We start from the raw sequence: 17,110 nt of genomic DNA, 5'->3' as shown, positions 1-17,110 counted from the left end.
GCGATCCAAGCCGCCTTCAGTGTTAGCCGGCGCGCTGCTCGTCCGTCGCCTTCCGGTCAATGGCGAACTCGCCCGCCGACAGGACAACGCCGAATTTTTCGCTGGCTTCCGCTGACGTGTAGTATCCCAACGCCACATCGCGCAGCACCAGATCGGCATCGCGCTCCATCGGATCACCATAGCCGCCGCCGCCCGGCGTGCCGACGCGCACACGGTCGCCCGCCTTAAGCGCGATATCCTGCTCCTTGGACAGATGTGGCGGCACATGCTCCTCGCCATTGCGGAAGACGGTCACCGTGTTGACCGCGCCGTCCTTGCCGCCGAGGGCGCCCTGCGGGCCGAAACGGCCATGATCCATGACGAAGGAAGCGCGGGCGTCGCCGCGCAGGATCTCGACCTCATAGGCGAGGCCAAAACCACCACGCTGCTTGCCGGCGCCGCCCGAGCCTTCGCGCAAGGCGTAGTGGCGGTAGAGCACCGGAAAGGCCTGTTCCATGATCTCGACCGGCGGCGACTTGGAGATGCCGATGGTCGAGCAGCCATTGGTCAGGCCGTCATGGCCTGAATTGCCTCCATAGCCGCCGCCGGAGATCTGGTACATGACGTAGTCGCGGCCGCGCGCCGGATCGTTGCCGCCGAGCGCGAAATTGCCGCTGGATCCGGCGGGTGCCGCCGTCACCTTGTCCGGCAGCGCCTGGACCATCGCCGCGAACACCGCCTCGGCGATGCGTTGCGAGACCTCGGCTGCGCAGCCCGAGACGGGGCGCGGATATTTGGCGTCGAGGAACGTGCCCTCCGGACGCTTGACCTCAAGCGGCTCGAAAGCGCCGGCGCTGATCGGCACATCCGGGAAAATGTGGCGCATGGCGAGGTAGACCGAGGACAAGGTCGTCGCCAGCACGCTGTTCATCGGCCCGGCGCAGGGCTTTGACGAGCCGGCGAAATCGAAGGTCAGCGTGTCGCCCCGTTTCTCGACAGCCAGCGCGATGGTCAGTGGCTCGTTGACCACCCCGTCGGAATCGACAAAGGCCTTGGAATGGTAGGTGCCATTGGGGATGGCGGATATGTTGGCGCGCATCTGTTCGGCGGCCCGCCGGCGCAGTTCGGCGATCGCCACGACAACGGTTTCGTCTCCGTAACGATCCAGGATTCCATTGAGCCGATCCTGGCCGATCAGCAACGCGGCGGCCTGGGCGCGGATATCGCCGATCCGCTGGTCGGCGACGCGGATGTTGGAGCAGATGATGGCGTAGATTTCGGGGTCGAGTACGCCCTTCTTGAACAGCTTGACCGGTGGCAGCCGCAGGCCTTCCTGTTCGACCGCGGTCGCGGAAGCCGAGAAACCGCCCGGCACCGAGCCGCCAATGTCAGGCCAGTGGCCGGTGTTGGACAGCCAGCAGAAAATCTTGCCGTCCCGGTAGACCGGCATGGCGAAGCGCACATCCATCAGATGGGTGCCGCCGAGATAGGGATCGTTGACGATGTAGATGTCGCCGGGCTCCGGCGGCAGGCAGCGGCCATCGGCGATCATCTCGATCACCGTTTTGGTCGAGTATTGCATGACGCCGACGAACACCGGCAGGCCCTGCGACCCCTGCGCGATCAGCGAGCCATCGACAGCCGAATAGATGCCATCGGAGCGGTCGTTGGCCTCGGCGATGACCGGCGAGAATGCCGCGCGGGAGAAGGTCAGGTCCATCTCGTCGCAGACCTGCTGCAAGGCCGCCTGGAGGACCGAAAGGGTAATGGCGTCGAGCTTTGCCATATCAATGTCAGGCATCTCAGGCCTCGCCAATATCGATGATGATGTTGCCGTCGGCGTCCGAACGCGCGCGGTCGCCGGGTTCGAGCACGGTGGTCGCATCCATCTGTTCGAGGATCGCCGGGCCTTCGATGACCGCGTCAAGCGGCAGCTTTTCGCGTGCGTAGACCGGGGTGTCGTGCCAGCGCCCGCCATACCAGACCGGCCGGATCTCGCGCCGTGCCTCGTCGAGCGTTTTTCCGCGCCCAGCCGGGTCGATCAAGCGCGACAGGTCGATCGCCGGCCGCACACCCGTCACCGAAGTGTTGAGGTTGACGAGGTTGGCGCGGATTTCCGGCAGCTCGACCTTGAAGCGGGCGAAATAGGCCTTTTCGAACAGTGTTTGCAGCTCGTGCCGGGTCACCGAGGAGGATGGCAATGGCACGTTGATGATGTGGGTCTGGCCGACGAACTGCATGTCGGCGGAGTGAGTGACGCGGATCGTCTCAGGCTTCACCGCTTCCTTGCCGATGAGCTCCTCGCCTTCGTTTCGGTGCCGTTCCAATACAGCGTGAAGCTGGGTCTCGTCGAGCACCGCCACCGGCTGGTTGACGGTGTTGACGAAGTCGTGGCGCAGATCGGCGACGACGCAGCCGAGCGCGTTGGTGATACCTGGCCGCGCCGGCACCAGCACCTTGGGCAGGCCGAGTTCGCGCGCCAGGGCGGTTGCGTGCAGCGGCCCGGCGCCGCCGAAGGCGAACAGTGCGAAATCGCGCGGATCATGGCCGCGTGACACAGAAACCATGCGGATGGCGCCGGCCATCTTCATATTTCCGAGCCGCAGTACCGCGCCCGCCACCTCGACGCCGGAAAGGCCAGTCGCCTTGCCGATCCTGTCTTCGAAGATACCGGTGACGCGCTCGACTGTGACCGGGTTTTCGACGGCCAGCAGCTTCTTCGGGGCCAGCCGGCCGAGCACCAGATTGGCGTCGGTGATGGTCGGCTCGAGGCCGCCGCGTCCGTAGCAGATCGGGCCGGGATTGGCGCCGGCGCTTTCCGGACCGATCTGGATCAGGCCGGCGGCGTCGACGCGGGCGATCGAGCCGCCGCCGGCGCCGACCGTGTGCACCGCCACCATCGGCACGTGGATCGGCATGGCATATTCGATCTCGATCTCGTTCGAGACAGCCGGCTCGGCGTTGCGGATCAGAGCCACGTCGGTCGAGGTGCCGCCCATGTCGTAGGTGACGAGGTTTTCGTAGCCGGCGCGTTTTCCCGTATAGGCGGCGGCGATGACGCCCGAGGCCGGACCGGACATGACGGTCTTGGCCGATTCACGTGTGACGAAGCGGGCCGAGATCATGCCGCCATTGCCGTTCATGATCAGGAAGTCGCGGGCATAGCCTTTCGCGCCCAACTCCTTGCGCAGCCGCTCGACATAGCGCTCGAGGATCGGCTGCACCGAGGCGTTGACCGAAGCGGTGACGCCGCGCTCGAATTCGCGCGCTTCCGACAGCAGCGCGTGGCCCGACGTGATGTAGCCGTTCGGCCAGAGCTCGGCGGCAATCTCGGCGGCGCGGAGCTCATGCGCCGGGTTGGCGTAGGAATGCAGGAAGTGGATGACGAGGGATTCGCAACCGGCGTCGATCAGCGCCCTCACGGCGTTGCGCATTTCGGCTTCATCGAGCGGCGTGCGCACCGTGCCCGACGCCTCGACGCGCTCCGAGACTTCGAGCCTCAGATTGCGCGGGATGATCGGCACGAAACTGCCGGTCATGCCATAGGCCTGCGGCCGCGTGCGCCGGCCAAGCTCGATCACGTCGCGAAAGCCGCGCGTGGTGATCATGCCGGTTTTCGCCAGCCGGCGTTCGAGCACCGCATTGGTGGTGGTGGTCGTACCATGCACGATGAGGTCGATGCCGTCGATCGGAAATCCGGTGGCGCCGAGCGCCGAAACGACGCCGAAAGCCTGGTTATCGACTGTGGTCGGGGTCTTGGCGATATGCACCCGGCCACCGTCTCGGCCGTCGATCAGAAGCAGGTCGGTAAAGGTCCCGCCGACATCGATACCGGCGACGACGCTGCCCAGGGAATCCGGCTGCTGCACCGAAAAATTCTCTTTCATTGTCGAAACCCGAAATGCGCGGACTACGGATATGTCACAGTTTGGAAAGGTGTTTCGCGGCGGTATCTTGACGCAAATATCGTTTGTATACTAATAAATTCCGGACACAAGAGCTTACTGCTTTGGAGTGTGCAGGCAGCACGCCGGAACCTGAACGGTTCGGGCGCGCAGGTGAAGGTTTGGTGCCCGCGTTCGCAGTTGGGCCAGAAGGTTGGATTTGATGAACACCACAACCGCATTCAATACCGCAGGCGCCCGCCCGCTGCAGTTTCCGATTCCGGCCAATGTCTATGCCGAGACCGTCGTCTCGGTAAAGCACTATACGGACCGGCTGTTCTCGTTCCGCATCACCCGGCCGCAGTCGCTGCGCTTCCGTTCCGGCGAGTTCGTCATGATCGGCCTGCCCAATGCCGAGAAGCCGGTGTTCCGCGCCTATTCGGTGGCGAGCCCGGCCTGGGACGACGAGCTGGAATTCTTCTCGATCAAGGTGCCGGACGGCCCGCTGACCTCGGAACTGCAGAAGATCCAGGTCGGCGACACCGTCATCATGCGCCAGAAGTCGACCGGCACGCTGGTCGTTGACGCGCTGACGCCCGCAAAACGCCTGTTCATGATCTCGACAGGCACCGGCATCGCGCCCTTCGCCAGCCTGCTGCGCGACCCCGACACCTATGAGAAGTTCGAGCAGGTCGTCCTGACTCACACCTGCCGCGACACTGCCGAGCTCATCTATGGCCAGGAGCTGGTCGCCGGGCTCGAAAGCGATCCGCTGATCGGCGAGCTGACCGGTGGCCGTGTCACCCTCTACAATTCGACGACCCGCGAAGACTCGGCGCGCATGGGCCGCATCACCGCGCTGATCGGATCCGGCAAGTTCTATACCGATCTCGGCATCGACAAGCTCAATCCGGAAACCGACCGCATCATGATCTGCGGTTCGATGCACATGCTGAAGGACGTCAAGGAGCTGGCCGAAAGCCTCGGCTTCGAGGAGGGCTCGCTGCATCATCCGGCGAGTTTTGTCGTCGAACGCGCCTTCGTCGGCTGAGCTGACCAACACACTCAGAAATCAAGTTTTGACCTTTCGGTCAAAAAACTAGCTGCTTTCGCGGCCTTTTTAAGCTATGAGCGCAAAAGCGCGTCGCCTTACGCGACGCGCTTTTTGTTTTTTGTCGATGCATGCCGTTGTCCCAAAACCGCTGCGCACTTTTGGGCGGCATGCATTAAGGGACTCGTGAAGCGTCAATTCACGGGCTATCTTCGGCGCAAGTCGCTGAATGAAAGGGCAGGAGATGAGCAGCACAATCCGCGAAGCCGAGCTTGGTGCCGGCGCGTCGAAGGTGACGCCACTGCCGGCGCGCGCCGCCGCCAATACCCCCGTTCCGCTGGACCATCGCATCGCGCGCAACCCCGGCATGAAGCTCGACCTCGGCTTCATGGAGTCGGTGCGCAGCGTCAACCGCTCGGCGCTCGAACGCCGCGTCGCGAGCCTGACCAAGCGGCGCTCTATCAAGGCCGACAATCAGGCGGCCTGGCTGCTGCGCGCCGTCGCCTGCATGGACCTGACGACGCTGAATTCCAACGACACCGAAGAGCGCGTGCGCCGGCTGTGCGCCAAGGCGATCAATCCGTTCCGCCGCGATATCGTCGAGGGTCTCGGTATTGCGGGCGAGGTCATTCGCCCGGCCGCCGTTTGCGTCTACCATCCCTTCGTCGCCACGGCGGTCGATGCCGTGCGCGGCACCGGCATCCACGTCGCCGCCGTTTCCACCGCGTTCCCGCACGGCCTTGCCCCACTTTCCACCCGCCTGCAGGAGATCGAAGCCTCGGTGAAGGACGGCGCCGACGAGATCGACGTCGTCATTCCACGCGGGCTGGTGTTCGGCGCCAAGTGGCGGGAGCTTTACAACGAGATCGTCTCGATGCGCGCGGCCTGTGGGGACGCGCATCTGAAGGTCATCCTCGGCACCGGTGACCTCGCCACGCTACGCAATGTCATGCTCGCCTCGATGGTCGCTATGATGGCCGGCGCCGACTTCATCAAGACCTCGACCGGCAAGGAAAGCGTGAACGCCACGCTGCCGGTTGGCCTCGCCATGGTTCGCGCCATCCGCGCCTATTTCGAGGAGACCGGCTATCTCATCGGCTTCAAGCCGGCTGGCGGCATCTCCACGGCAAAAGCCTCGCTCGACTGGCTAGTGCTGATGAAGGAAGAACTCGGCCGGCCATGGCTGGAGCCCGAGCTGTTCCGCTTCGGCGCCTCGAGCCTTTTGACCGACATCGAGCGCCAGCTCGAACACCATCTGACCGGGCACTATTCGGCCAATCATCGCCACGCGATGGCTTGAACGCCCCACCCCGATCGGCTTTGCCGATCGACCCTCCCCACGAGGGGAGGTGAAGGAGGAACCCCATGAACATTCTCGACCGCTATCACGCCATGGAGTACGGCCCGGCGCCGGAAGCCCGCAACGAGGCCGACGCCTGGCTTGCGGCGCGCGACTTCGGCAAGGCGCTGTTCATCGGCGGCGACTGGAAAGCCGCTTCTGGCGGTAAGACATTCGAGACCAGTGAGCCCTCCTCCGGCAAGCTGCTGGCCAAAGTGTCGGACGCCAATGCCGCCGAAATCGACGCGGCGGCTTCGGCCGCGGCCAAGGCGCTGCCGAAATGGTCGGCGTCTTCAGGCTATATCAGGGCGAAAGTGCTCTATGCCATCGGCCGCGCCATGCAGCGCCACCAGCGCCTGTTCGCGGTGCTGGAATCGATCGACAACGGCAAGCCGATCCGCGAAAGCCGTGATATCGACGTGCCGCTGGCCATCCGCCATTTCATCCACCATGCCGGCTGGGCGCAGGCGCTGGACAGGGATTTCCCCGGCCACAAGGGTGTCGGCGTCGTCGGCCAGATCATCCCGTGGAATTTTCCGCTGCTGATGCTGGCCTGGAAGATCGCGCCGGCACTCGCCGCCGGCTGCACCGTGGTGCTGAAACCGGCCGAATTCACGCCGCTGACCGCCATCCTGTTCGCCGAAATCTGCGAACGTGCCGGCGTGCCGAAGGGCGTCGTCAACATCGTCCAAGGCGGCCCGGAGGCCGGTGCGGCCATCGTCAACCACCCCGGCATCCAGAAGATCGCCTTCACTGGTTCGTCGGAAGTCGGCAAGATCATCCGGAAAGCCACGGCGGGGTCAGGGAAGAAACTGTCGCTGGAGCTTGGCGGCAAGTCGGCCTTCATCGTCTTCGAAGATGCCGATCTCGACAGCGCCGTCGAAGGCCTGGTCGATGGCATCTGGTTCAACCAGGGCCAGGTCTGCTGCGCCGGTTCCCGGCTGCTGGTGCAGGAAGGCATCGCCGATGCCCTCATCGCCAAGGTCAAGACACGCATGAGCCGGTTGCGGGTCGGCAGCCCGCTCGACAAGAACACCGATATCGGCCCGCTGGTCGATGCCACACAGCTCGACCGGGTCAAGGGCCTGGTTGCCGAGGGCGCCAGACAGGGCGCCGTGTGCTGGCAGCCGGACGCCGCGCTGCCAACGTCGGGTTACTACCACCTGCCGACGCTCGCCACCGGCATTTCGCCGGCTAACATTCTAGCGCAAGAGGAAGTGTTCGGGCCGGTGCTGGCGACCATGACCTTCCGCAACACCGAGGAAGCGATCGAGCTTGCCAACAACACGCGCTATGGGCTGGCCGCCTCGGTGTGGAGCGAGAACGTCAACCTCGCCTTGCATGTCGCGCCGCAATTGAAGGCTGGCGTTGTCTGGGTCAACGGCACCAACATGTTCGACGCCGCCTGCGGTTTCGGCGGCTACCGCGAGAGCGGTTTCGGCCGCGAAGGCGGGCGCGAAGGCATGTTCGAATATCTGACGGCCAAATTGCCACTTGGCCCGGTGATCAAGCCGGCGGCAGTCTCTGCGCAACCTGCCGAGCAATCCGACGGCGATACGATCGACCGCACGGCAAAGCTGTTCATCGGCGGCAAGCAGGTGCGGCCGGACGGCAACTATTCGCTGGCTGTCGCCAGCGCCAAGGGCAAGCTCGCCGGCGAGGTCGGTCTCGGCAGCCGCAAAGATATCCGCGATGCCGTTTCGGCCGCCCGGGCCTGCAAAGCCTGGCCGGAGGCGACGGCGTACAACCGCTCGCAGGTGCTTTACTATCTGGCCGAAAATCTTTCCGGCCGCGCCGGCGAGTTCGCCGCCCGCCTCACCGAGCTGACCGGCGCTACGCCCAAGGCAGCGCGCGACGAGGTGGACCAGTCGATCGAACGGCTGTTCCTCTATGCGGGCCTTGCCGACAAATTCGAGGGCCGCGTTCACCAGCCGCCGGCACGCGCCGTGACGCTGGCGCTGCACGAACCGGTCGGCGTTGTCGGCGTCGTCGCCCCCGACGCGTCACCGCTGCTTGGCCTGATCTCGCTCGTCGCACCGGCGCTCGCCATGGGCAACACCGTGGTCGCGGTGCCGTCCGAGCGATACCCGCTGGTCGCCACCGACCTCTATCAGGTCATCGAATATTCCGACGTTCCGGCCGGCGCCATAAACATCGTCACCGGCCGCACGGCCGAACTCGCCGCTGTGCTGGCCAAGCATGACGATGTCGACGGGCTCTGGGTGTTTGCTGATGCCGACACCTGCGCCAAGGCGGAAGCCGAGTCGATCGGCAACCTCAAGCGCGTCTGGAGCGGCAATGGCCGCGGCCTCGACTGGGCGTCCGACGAGGCGGCCGGCGATGCCTTCCTGCGCCGCGCCGTCGAGGTCAAGAACGTCTGGGTGCCTTACGGCGACTGATGCATGTCGCCCAAAAAGCGTCAGCAGGTTTTGGGACACGACATGGATGAAGACAGGGAACCAAAGCGCGTCGTGTGCTTTGGGCAGTTTCGACGCCGCTGCCGCGATGGTGATCGTGTTCGGACTTGACGCCCGGATGCATGTTCTTTAACGAGAAAAAACATCTTTATCTGTGGGCTGACCGGCGCGCAGGCCGCATGATGGCGTCCGACTGGCCCATGACGCCGTGGCCGACCACCGGTAGACCCGGACGATCCCAAGCGGACGAGGAGAAGAGCATGGCGGATCTGGCAGGCAAGGTCGTTGTCATCACGGCAGCGGCGCAAGGCATCGGCAAGGCGAGCGCGCTGGCCTTCGCCAAGGCGGGTGCCGTCGTCTACGCCACCGACATCAACGAGGCGCTGCTGGCGGAACTCGCCAAGACCTCCGACATCAAGACCCGCAAGCTCGATGTGCTCAAYGACGAGGCCGTCAACGCCGCCTTTGCCGAGATCGGCAAGGTCGACGTGCTGTTCAACTGTGCCGGTTTCGTCCATTCCGGCTCGATCCTCGAGATGAAGGACGCCGATCTCGATTTCGCCTTCAACCTCAACGTCCGCGCCATGATACGCACCATCAAGGCGGTGCTGCCCAGCATGCTCGAGCGCGGCGACGGATCGATCATCAACATGTCGTCGGTTGCCGGCGCCGGCAAGGGCGTGCCGAACCGCTTCGCCTATGGAGTCACCAAGGCCGCGGTCATCGGCCTGACCAAGGCAATCGCCGCCGACTATGTCGCCAAGGGCATTCGCTGCAATGCCATTTGCCCCGGCACGGTCGAGAGCCCGTCGCTGCAGGACCGTATGCATGCGCAGGGCGACTACGATGCCGCCCGCGCCGCCTTCATCGCCCGCCAGCCGATGGGCCGGCTCGGCACGCCGGAGGAAATCGCCGATCTCGCCGTCTATCTGGCCGGCGCTACCTATACGTCCGGACAGGCCTATAATATCGACGGCGGCTGGTCGATCTGAACCAAACCGACTGAGGAGACATACCATGAAGCTGCTGCGCTATGGCGAGGCGGGGAGCGAACGCCCCGGCCTGCTCGATGCGGATGGAACGATCCGTGATCTCACCGGCCATGTCGCCGACATCGGCGGCAAGGCACTCGATCCGGCATCGCTGGCGACGCTGGCCAAGGTCGATCCGAAGTCGCTGCCGGCGGTTTCCGGCAAGCCCCGCATCGGCGCCTGCGTTGCCGGCACCGGCAAGTTCATCTGCATCGGCCTCAACTATTCCGACCACGCCGCCGAGACCGGCGCCACCGTGCCGCCGGAGCCTATCATCTTCATGAAGGCAAGCTCGGCCATCGTCGGGCCGGACGACGACGTGCTGATCCCGCGCGGCTCGGTGAAGACCGACTGGGAAGTCGAACTGGCCGTGGTCATCGGCAAGACGGCAAAATATGTCAGCGAAGCCGACGCGCTCGACTATGTCGCCGGCTATTGCGTCGCCCACGATGTCTCCGAACGCGCCTTCCAGGCCGAGCGGCAGGGCCAGTGGACCAAGGGCAAGTCCTGCGACACCTTCGGTCCGATCGGCCCGTGGCTGGTGACAAAGGACGAGGTCACCGACCCGCAGAACATCAAGATGTGGCTGACCGTCAACGGCAAGACGATGCAGAACGGCTCGACCAAGACCATGGTCTATGGCGTGGCATACCTTGTTTCCTACCTCAGCCAGTTCATGTCGCTACACCCCGGCGACATCATCTCGACCGGCACGCCACCCGGCGTCGGGCTGGGCATGAAGCCGCCGGTGTTCCTGAAGGCCGGTGATGTTGTCGAGCTCGGCATCGAGGGCCTGGGCCAGCAGAAGCAGACGTTCAAGGCTGACGCTTGAGCACTTAAGTTCGATAAGTTTGCGACGCCCCTCATCCGCCTGCCGGCACCTTCTCCCCGTATAGTAACGGGGAGAAGGGAACCAACGCTGCCCTCTGCAGCGATATTACTTCAGCACCTTCCCATCCGCGCCAAACCGATAGGTCTTGGCCGGGTCCGGCGTCGCATAGAGCGTGGCGCCCGGTTCGGCGTCGTAGACGCCGAAGATGCGCACGGTGATCAGGCCGGCCTTCTCGCAGTCGAGATAAAGATTGGTGTCGGCTCCGAGATGCTCGGCGTGGACGACCGTGCCCTTCCAGGCGCCGGATTTCGGATCGACGGTCAGATGCTCCGGCCGCACGCCGATGGTCTTGGCGGTTTCACCAAGCCTGGCGCCGTCGACGAAGTTCATCTTCGGCGAGCCGATGAAGCCGGCGACGAACTCATTCGCCGGCGAATTGTAGAGTTCCATCGGGCCGCCGATCTGCTCGATCCTGCCGGCGTTCAGCACCACGATCTTGTCGGCCAGCGTCATCGCCTCGACCTGGTCGTGGGTGACGTAGATCATCGTCGCCTTCAGCCGACGGTGCAGCTGCGCGATCTCCAGCCGCGTGTTGACGCGCAGCGCCGCATCGAGATTAGACAATGGTTCGTCGAACAGGAACAGCTTGGGCTCGCGCACCACGGCGCGGCCGATGGCGACGCGCTGGCGTTGGCCGCCGGAAAGTTCGGCCGGCCGCCTTTCGAGATAGGGCTCCAGCGACAGCATCGAGGAGGCAATGCCGATGCGGCGGTCGATCTCGGCCGCCGGCGTGCCCGCCTGTTTCAGCCCGAGGCCCATATTGTTCTTCACCGTCAGATGCGGGTAGAGCGCATAGGTCTGGAACACCATGGCGATGCCGCGCTTGGCCGGCGGCGTGACGGACACGTCCTGGCCGTCGATGACGACCCGGCCCGAGGTCGAATCCTCCAGTCCGGCAATGACCCGGAGCAAGGTCGACTTGCCGCAGCCCGACGGGCCGACGAAGACGACGAATTCGCCGTCCGTCACCTCGAGGTTGATGCCCTTCAGCACCTCGACCGGCCCGAAGGCCTTCTTCACGTTCTCGATGTTCAGCGAGCCCACGGCTTCGTCCCTGTTCTAGAGTTTGACGGCTGCGCCGCTGCGCACGCTCTCGTCTGCGGCAAGGCAGACGGCGAGCGATTTCACCGCGTCGTCCATGTGCCTGGTGAGATCGATATCCTCGCGGATCGCCTTCAATACGAAGGCCTGTTCGAGATCGCAGAGATCCTGATGGCCGGGCTCGCCCGCCATCGACAGCATTTCGTCCGGCTTGGCGAACTTGCCGTCCGGGCCGGTCGCGGCACTGTGCAGGCGGATGGTCGAGGTCTTGGTGTGGGTGTCGATGTCATCGGACTTCACACCCTCCTTCATGACGATCGACACGCAGCCATTGGGCGAAATGACGTCCTTCACGAAGAAGGCCGTTTCCGAAATCATCGGACCCCAGCCGGCTTCGTACCAGCCGACCGAACCGTCATCGAACAGCACCTGCAGATGGCCGTAATTGTACATCGACGGCGCGATCTCCTCGCTCATCCGCAACCCCATGCCGCGCACCTCGACCGGCCTGGCGTCGGTGATCTGCAGCATCACGTCGAGATAGTGCACGCCGCAGTCGACGATCGGTGACGTCGTCTGCATCAACTGCTTGTGCGTGTCCCAGGTATGGCCGGAGGATTGCTGGTTGAGGTTCATGCGGAAGACATAGGGGCCGCCGAGCTTGCGCGCCTCGGCGATCAGCCTGATCCAGGACGGGTGATGGCGCAGGATGTAGCCGATCACCAGCTTCCTGCCGTTGGCCTTTGCCGCCGCAACGACGCGCTTGGCATCGGCCACCGTCGTTGCCAACGGCTTTTCGACAAAGACATGGCAGCCGGCCTCGAACGCCTTCACCGCATAGTCGGCATGGCTGTCGGAATAGGTGGCGATGCAGGCGACATCGGGCTTTTCGTCGCGCAACGCCTCGTCGAAGGAGCGCCTGATGCCATAGCCGGAAAGCCCTTCCGGCAGCGGCACGTCGGAGCGGTTGACCAGAGCGGCGATCTCGAAGCCCGGATTGGTGTGATAGGCCAGCGCATGGCTGCGGCCCATATTGCCAAGTCCGGCGACGACGACGCGAAGGGGTGTCTGCGAACTCACTTGACGGCTCCCGAGGTGATGCCGCGGATCAGCTGCCGCGAGAAGATGACGTAGAGGATCAGCACCGGCATGATCGCCAGCGAGAGTGCGGCCAGGATGGCGTTCCAGTTGGTGACGAACTGGCCGAGGAACAATTGCGCGCCGAGCGTCACCGTCTTGGTCTCTTCCGACGGCGCCAGGATCAGCGGGAACCACAGGTCGTTCCAGATCGGGATCATGGTGAAGACGGCGACGGTCGCCATCGATGGCCTGACCAGCGGCAGCACCAGCCGGAAGAAGATGGTGTATTCGGACAAGCCGTCGATGCGGCCGGCGTTCTTCAGGTCGTCGGATACCTGCTTCATGAATTCCGACAGGATGAAGATGGCGAGCGGCAGGCCTTGCGCGGTGTAGACCAGGATCAGCGCCGTCAGCGTGTTGACCAGCCCGCTCGCCACCATCAGCTGCAGGATGGCGACGGTGCCGAGGCGGATCGGGATCATGATGCCGAGCGCCAAATAGAGCCCCATCAACGAGTTGCCGCGAAACCGGTATTCCGACAGCGCGAAGGCGGCCATGGCGCCGAACAGAAGCACGAAGAACAGCGAAGCGACGGTGACGACGAGGCTGTTTTGGAAATAGTGGATGAAATCGCCCTGGCCGATGACGGTGGTGTAGCCGATCAGGTCGAAGGTTTTTGGCGTCGGCGGCGTCAGTGGCGCGCCGAAGATGCCGGCGCGGGACTTGAACGAATTCATGATGACGAGGATCACGGGAAACAGCGCGATCGCCGTATAGGTCAGCAGGATCGCGTGGGCGCCGATGGTGCGGGGCAGGGAATGGGTGGCGGTGCTCATCTCTTGCTCCTCAGAACTGGTAGCGACGCAGGCGCGTCTGCACGAGGAAGAGATAGACGCAGACACCGCCGAGGATGATCAGGAACATCATCGTGGCGATCGCCGCGCCCATGTTGGGGTCGCCGACCTGCAGCTGGAAGCCGAAGAAGGCGCGGTAGAGGAAAGTGCCGAGAATATCGGTCGAATAGTTCGGCCCCGCGAGCGCGCCTTGCGCGGTGTAGATCAGGTCGAAGGCATTGAAATTGCCCACGAAGGTGAGGATCGAGATGATGCCGATCGACGGCAGGATCAGCGGCAGCTTGATCTTCCAGAACTGCGACATGCCGGTGATGCCGTCGCATTCGGCGGCCTCGATCACCTCTTCGGGGATCGACAGCAGGGCAGCATAGATCAGCATCATCGGGATGCCGACGAACTGCCATACCGAGATCAGACTGAGCGCCGTCAGCGCGTATTCTTCCTTGCCCAGCCACGGCGTGAACAGGCTTTTCAGGCCGACGAGATCGAGGAGATGCGGCGCCACGCCCCACAGGGGCGACAGGATCAGCTTCCAGGCGAAGCCGACGATGACGAAGGACAGGATGGTCGGCACGAAGATCGCCGTGCGGTAGAAGGCGGCAAATCTCAGCCTCGGGCTGGACAGAAGTGCAGCCAGCATGACGCCGATCGGGTTCTGCACCAGCATGTGGATGATGAAGAACCAGACATTGTTTCTCAGCGCGTTCCAGAAATTCACCGACCAGTTGGGGTCGCCGAACAGCGTGCGGAAGTTCTCCAGCCCGACGAAGACCTGGTGCTGCTCGATGTTGCGGAACAGCGACAGCTGCAGCGTGCCGGCCAGCGGCAGGATCATGATCGCCGTATAGACAAGCACCGCCGGCGCCAGGAAGACGCCAATGTGCCAACGGAACGGTCTTTTCGGTCGTGTGTCTGCGGCCATGAGTTCGGTCCCCGCCGTCTCTCGGTTCCAAATGGGTGTTGATCTAGATGATGCCTCGATGCACGGCCCGAACATTCTTGCCCGGTGCGGCAAGAACAAAGGCCTGCGACTGATCAGCTAGCCTTCCCCAAGAAAAGCAAGGGTAAGGCCGAGAGGCGGTGCCGACAATCGCTATCTGAACGGTCGCAATCTGAAGAACCAGGGTAGTCCGAGACCGGCCAGGCGTACGCCCGGCCGATCTCGTTGCCTGAGCTCTTTACTTCGCCGGCTTGTACCAGCTGTCGAGGCCGGTCTGCAGCTTCTTGGCCGCAGCTTCCGGGGTGTCGGTGCCGTTGATGACGTTGGCCGATTCAACCCACGTCTCGTTTTCGAGGTTCGGCGTGCCGCGCGACAGGATCTGGTAGGTCGAGCGGATCGTCGACTTGCACTTGCCGCGCCAGGAAACGAATTCCTGCGCCAGCGGGTCTGCCATCTTCACCGGCGAGGAGTTCAGGCTGAAGAAGCCCGGCAGCGCGTTGGCGTAGATGGTGGCGAAGTCCGGCGAGGCGACCCACGACAGGAAGGTCTTGGCCGCATCGGCATTCTTCGACGCCGCATTCAGGCCCATGCCGATATCGGTATGGTCGGAGATGTAGCAGGTGTCGCCGGCCTTCTCGACCGGAGGCGGGAAGGCGCCCATCTTGAACTGGGCCTGGGTGTTGAACAGGCCGATTTCCCACGAACCGGCCGGGTAGATGGCGGCGCGGCCAAGCGTGAACAGGTTCTGGCTGTCCGGATAGGTCTGTGCTTCGAAGCCGTCGCCTAGATACGGCTTCCACTTGGCCAGTTCCTCATACGGCGCGACCCAGTCCTTGTCGGTCAGCTTCTGGTCGCCCTTGATCAAGGCAGCGCGGCCGTCCTCGCCCTTCCAGTAGTTGGGGCCGATGTTCTGGTAGCCCATGGTCGCGGCTTCCCAGAGATCCTTGGTGCCCATCGCCATCGGGATGTAGGTGCCGTCGGCCTTGATCTTGTCGAGTGCGGCGAAGAACTCGTCGCGGGTCTCGGGCACCTTGATGCCGAGCTTGTCGAAGGCGTCCTTGTTGTAGATGAAGCCGTGGATGACCGAGGCCATCGGCACGCAGAAGCTCGCCTTGCCGTCGTCGGTCTCCCAGGCGGACTTGGCCACCGGCGAGAAGTTCTCCATGCCGGAGAGCGCCGAGAGGTCGGCAAGGTTGCCCTTCTTGAACAGTTCAAGCGACTTGTCGAACGGGCGGCAGGTGATCAGGTCGCCCGCCGAGCCGGCGGCGAGCTTGGCGCCAAGGGCGGCGTCATACTCGGTCGGCGCCGACGGTGCGAACACCACCTTGATACCCGGGTTCTTGGCTTCGAAGGCCGGGATCAGCTTGTCCTTCCAGATGGCAAGGTCGTCACCGCGCCAGCTTTCGATGTTGAGCGTTACGTCTGCAGCATTAGCCACCCCGGCCGAGCCGAGAATGCTGGTGCCCAGAAGCAGTGCCGTCAGTAGTTTCGTTGTCATGCTCAGTCTCCCTGTTGACCTTTTTCAGGTTCGGTTTTGATGAGAACAGAGGCAGCGCGCCCCTTGCTCCCCTCGATCGCGGAAAGCGCCGGCCTCAGCTTCTGGCCGGTTCCTTCCAGCAGTTTCTCCGCCGCATCGGCGCTGTCGGCGCCGGCGGCGAGCAGAATGGCGGTCTTGACCGCGCCGCCGCTCTTCTCGAGCAGGCGCGCCGCTTCGTCCCTGCCGCGCCCGCTGACGGCGGCGACGATGCGAGCCGCCCGGTCGCGCAGCTTGATGTTGTCGGCCATCAGGTTGACCATGTAGCCGTCATGCACATGGCCGAGATGGACGGCGGTCAGCGTCGACAGCATGTTGAGCGCGATCTTCTGGGCGGTGCCGGCGCCCATGCGCGTCGAGCCGGCAATCAGTTCCGGCGGCGTTTCGAGCAGGATGGCGGTTTCGGCCTGCCGCAGCAGGGCCGAGTCCCGGTTGTTGGCGATGCCGATGGTGGCGGCCCCGCGACGGGCGGCTTCCTCCATGGCCCGGACCGCATAGGGCGTCGTGCCGCTGGCCGAAATGGCAATCAGGCAATCGCCCTTGCCGATGCCAGCATTGATGACGGCTGCTGCCGCCTCCTCGGTGTCGTCCTCTGGACCGCCGGCCAATGTCCGGAAGGCTTCGTCGCCGCCGGCGATCAGGATGGCGATGCGGTCGCGGTGAATGCCGAAGGTGCCCGGAAGTTCAAGCGCATCGGCCAGCGCCATCAGGCCTGAACTGCCGGCCGCGGCATAGGCAAGCTTGCCGCCGCCGTTCAACCTGCCGGCGATGATCTCGGCCGCCTTGGCGATGGAGGGAATGGCGTGGCGCACGACTTTTGCAGCCTCGATCTGCGCGTCGGCCAAATAAGAAAGGATGGCGTCCGGGGCCTGGATATCCAGCCCCTCGGCATTTTGGTGAAGCGCTTCGGTGCGCGTTTCGGCCATCCCGGTTCCTCCAATGCGGAAACAATACCAAAAAAATACCACTTGTCCACATGCATTAACGAATTCGCTGGTCGGAAATTGCTCAGCCGACGAAATGCCTAGGTTTTTCAATAAAATACGGCTTAATCTTTTTGAAACGGAA

Annotated in this window: 13 protein-coding genes; 5 read left to right on the top strand and 8 right to left on the bottom strand. The window is 63.9% G+C overall.

Annotation, left to right across the window (positions count from 1 at the left end):
- Positions 1-22: 22 nt before the first annotated feature.
- Complete coding sequence (locus tag AC1D2G_RS03290) at positions 23-1,765, bottom strand: hydantoinase B/oxoprolinase family protein (protein ID WP_477412431.1); 1,743 nt, start codon at positions 1,763-1,765, stop codon at positions 23-25.
- Between the two features lie 16 nt (positions 1,766-1,781).
- Complete coding sequence (locus AC1D2G_RS03285) at positions 1,782-3,866, bottom strand: hydantoinase/oxoprolinase family protein (RefSeq protein WP_477411990.1); 2,085 nt, start codon at positions 3,864-3,866, stop codon at positions 1,782-1,784.
- 220 nt (positions 3,867-4,086) lie between these two features.
- Between AC1D2G_RS03285 and AC1D2G_RS03280 the strand changes: the two genes are divergently transcribed.
- The 5 genes from AC1D2G_RS03280 to AC1D2G_RS03260 all read left to right on the top strand — a co-directional run bounded on the left by AC1D2G_RS03280 (position 4,087) and on the right by AC1D2G_RS03260 (position 10,533).
- Complete coding sequence (locus AC1D2G_RS03280) at positions 4,087-4,914, top strand: ferredoxin--NADP reductase (protein ID WP_095083643.1); 828 nt, start codon at positions 4,087-4,089, stop codon at positions 4,912-4,914.
- A gap of 244 nt (positions 4,915-5,158) precedes the next feature.
- The gene (gene deoC / locus AC1D2G_RS03275; RefSeq protein ID WP_184872888.1) at positions 5,159-6,214 is read left to right on the top strand and encodes a deoxyribose-phosphate aldolase; all 1,056 of its coding nucleotides are present in this window, start codon (positions 5,159-5,161) and stop codon (positions 6,212-6,214) included.
- A 65-nt stretch (positions 6,215-6,279) separates the two neighbouring features.
- Positions 6,280-8,652, top strand: a complete 2,373-nt coding sequence (locus tag AC1D2G_RS03270) for an aldehyde dehydrogenase family protein (RefSeq protein ID WP_477411988.1) — start codon at positions 6,280-6,282, stop codon at positions 8,650-8,652.
- 278 nt (positions 8,653-8,930) lie between these two features.
- Complete coding sequence (locus tag AC1D2G_RS03265; RefSeq protein WP_477411986.1) at positions 8,931-9,662, top strand: SDR family oxidoreductase; 732 nt, start codon at positions 8,931-8,933, stop codon at positions 9,660-9,662.
- A 25-nt stretch (positions 9,663-9,687) separates the two neighbouring features.
- Complete coding sequence (locus AC1D2G_RS03260) at positions 9,688-10,533, top strand: fumarylacetoacetate hydrolase family protein (protein WP_477411984.1); 846 nt, start codon at positions 9,688-9,690, stop codon at positions 10,531-10,533.
- A 105-nt stretch (positions 10,534-10,638) separates the two neighbouring features.
- Here the strand turns inward: AC1D2G_RS03260 and AC1D2G_RS03255 are convergent, their stop codons facing one another.
- The 6 genes from AC1D2G_RS03255 to AC1D2G_RS03230 all read right to left on the bottom strand — a co-directional run bounded on the left by AC1D2G_RS03255 (position 10,639) and on the right by AC1D2G_RS03230 (position 16,968).
- A complete protein-coding gene (locus tag AC1D2G_RS03255) occupies positions 10,639-11,637 on the bottom strand; it encodes an ABC transporter ATP-binding protein (RefSeq protein WP_457150532.1) in 999 nt (332 codons plus the stop codon).
- Positions 11,638-11,652: 15 nt separating this feature from the next.
- Positions 11,653-12,714 carry a Gfo/Idh/MocA family protein gene (locus AC1D2G_RS03250; protein ID WP_477224937.1) on the bottom strand — a complete coding sequence of 354 codons (1,062 nt, stop codon included), beginning with the start codon at positions 12,712-12,714 and terminating at the stop codon, positions 11,653-11,655.
- Positions 12,711-13,550 carry a carbohydrate ABC transporter permease gene (locus AC1D2G_RS03245; RefSeq protein ID WP_477411982.1) on the bottom strand — a complete coding sequence of 280 codons (840 nt, stop codon included), beginning with the start codon at positions 13,548-13,550 and terminating at the stop codon, positions 12,711-12,713. Before AC1D2G_RS03245 ends, AC1D2G_RS03250 begins: the two co-directional genes overlap by 4 nt.
- Before the next feature lie 10 nt (positions 13,551-13,560).
- A complete protein-coding gene (locus AC1D2G_RS03240) occupies positions 13,561-14,490 on the bottom strand; it encodes a carbohydrate ABC transporter permease (RefSeq protein WP_477411980.1) in 930 nt (309 codons plus the stop codon).
- Positions 14,491-14,746: 256 nt separating this feature from the next.
- The gene (locus AC1D2G_RS03235; protein WP_477411978.1) at positions 14,747-16,006 is read right to left on the bottom strand and encodes an ABC transporter substrate-binding protein; all 1,260 of its coding nucleotides are present in this window, start codon (positions 16,004-16,006) and stop codon (positions 14,747-14,749) included.
- Between the two features lie 2 nt (positions 16,007-16,008).
- Complete coding sequence (locus AC1D2G_RS03230; RefSeq protein ID WP_477411976.1) at positions 16,009-16,968, bottom strand: N-acetylmuramic acid 6-phosphate etherase; 960 nt, start codon at positions 16,966-16,968, stop codon at positions 16,009-16,011.
- Positions 16,969-17,110: the final 142 nt, after the last annotated feature.

The organism is Mesorhizobium sp. P2_C7, assembly GCF_056404515.1.
The sequence above is the reverse complement of the archived record's forward strand: the minus strand, read 5'-3'. Positions and strand labels throughout refer to the sequence as shown.

Coding starts and splice junctions, on each gene's coding strand:
- AC1D2G_RS03260 (WP_477411984.1), top strand. CDS start 9,688: ATGAAGCTGCTGCGCTATGGCGAGGCGGGGAGCGAACGCCCCGGCCTG.
- deoC (WP_184872888.1), top strand. CDS start 5,159: ATGAGCAGCACAATCCGCGAAGCCGAGCTTGGTGCCGGCGCGTCGAAG.
- AC1D2G_RS03280 (WP_095083643.1), top strand. CDS start 4,087: ATGAACACCACAACCGCATTCAATACCGCAGGCGCCCGCCCGCTGCAG.
- AC1D2G_RS03240 (WP_477411980.1), bottom strand. CDS start 14,490: ATGGCCGCAGACACACGACCGAAAAGACCGTTCCGTTGGCACATTGGC.
- AC1D2G_RS03270 (WP_477411988.1), top strand. CDS start 6,280: ATGAACATTCTCGACCGCTATCACGCCATGGAGTACGGCCCGGCGCCG.
- AC1D2G_RS03285 (WP_477411990.1), bottom strand. CDS start 3,866: ATGAAAGAGAATTTTTCGGTGCAGCAGCCGGATTCCCTGGGCAGCGTC.
- AC1D2G_RS03290 (WP_477412431.1), bottom strand. CDS start 1,765: ATGGCAAAGCTCGACGCCATTACCCTTTCGGTCCTCCAGGCGGCCTTG.
- AC1D2G_RS03245 (WP_477411982.1), bottom strand. CDS start 13,550: ATGAGCACCGCCACCCATTCCCTGCCCCGCACCATCGGCGCCCACGCG.
- AC1D2G_RS03230 (WP_477411976.1), bottom strand. CDS start 16,968: ATGGCCGAAACGCGCACCGAAGCGCTTCACCAAAATGCCGAGGGGCTG.
- AC1D2G_RS03235 (WP_477411978.1), bottom strand. CDS start 16,006: ATGACAACGAAACTACTGACGGCACTGCTTCTGGGCACCAGCATTCTC.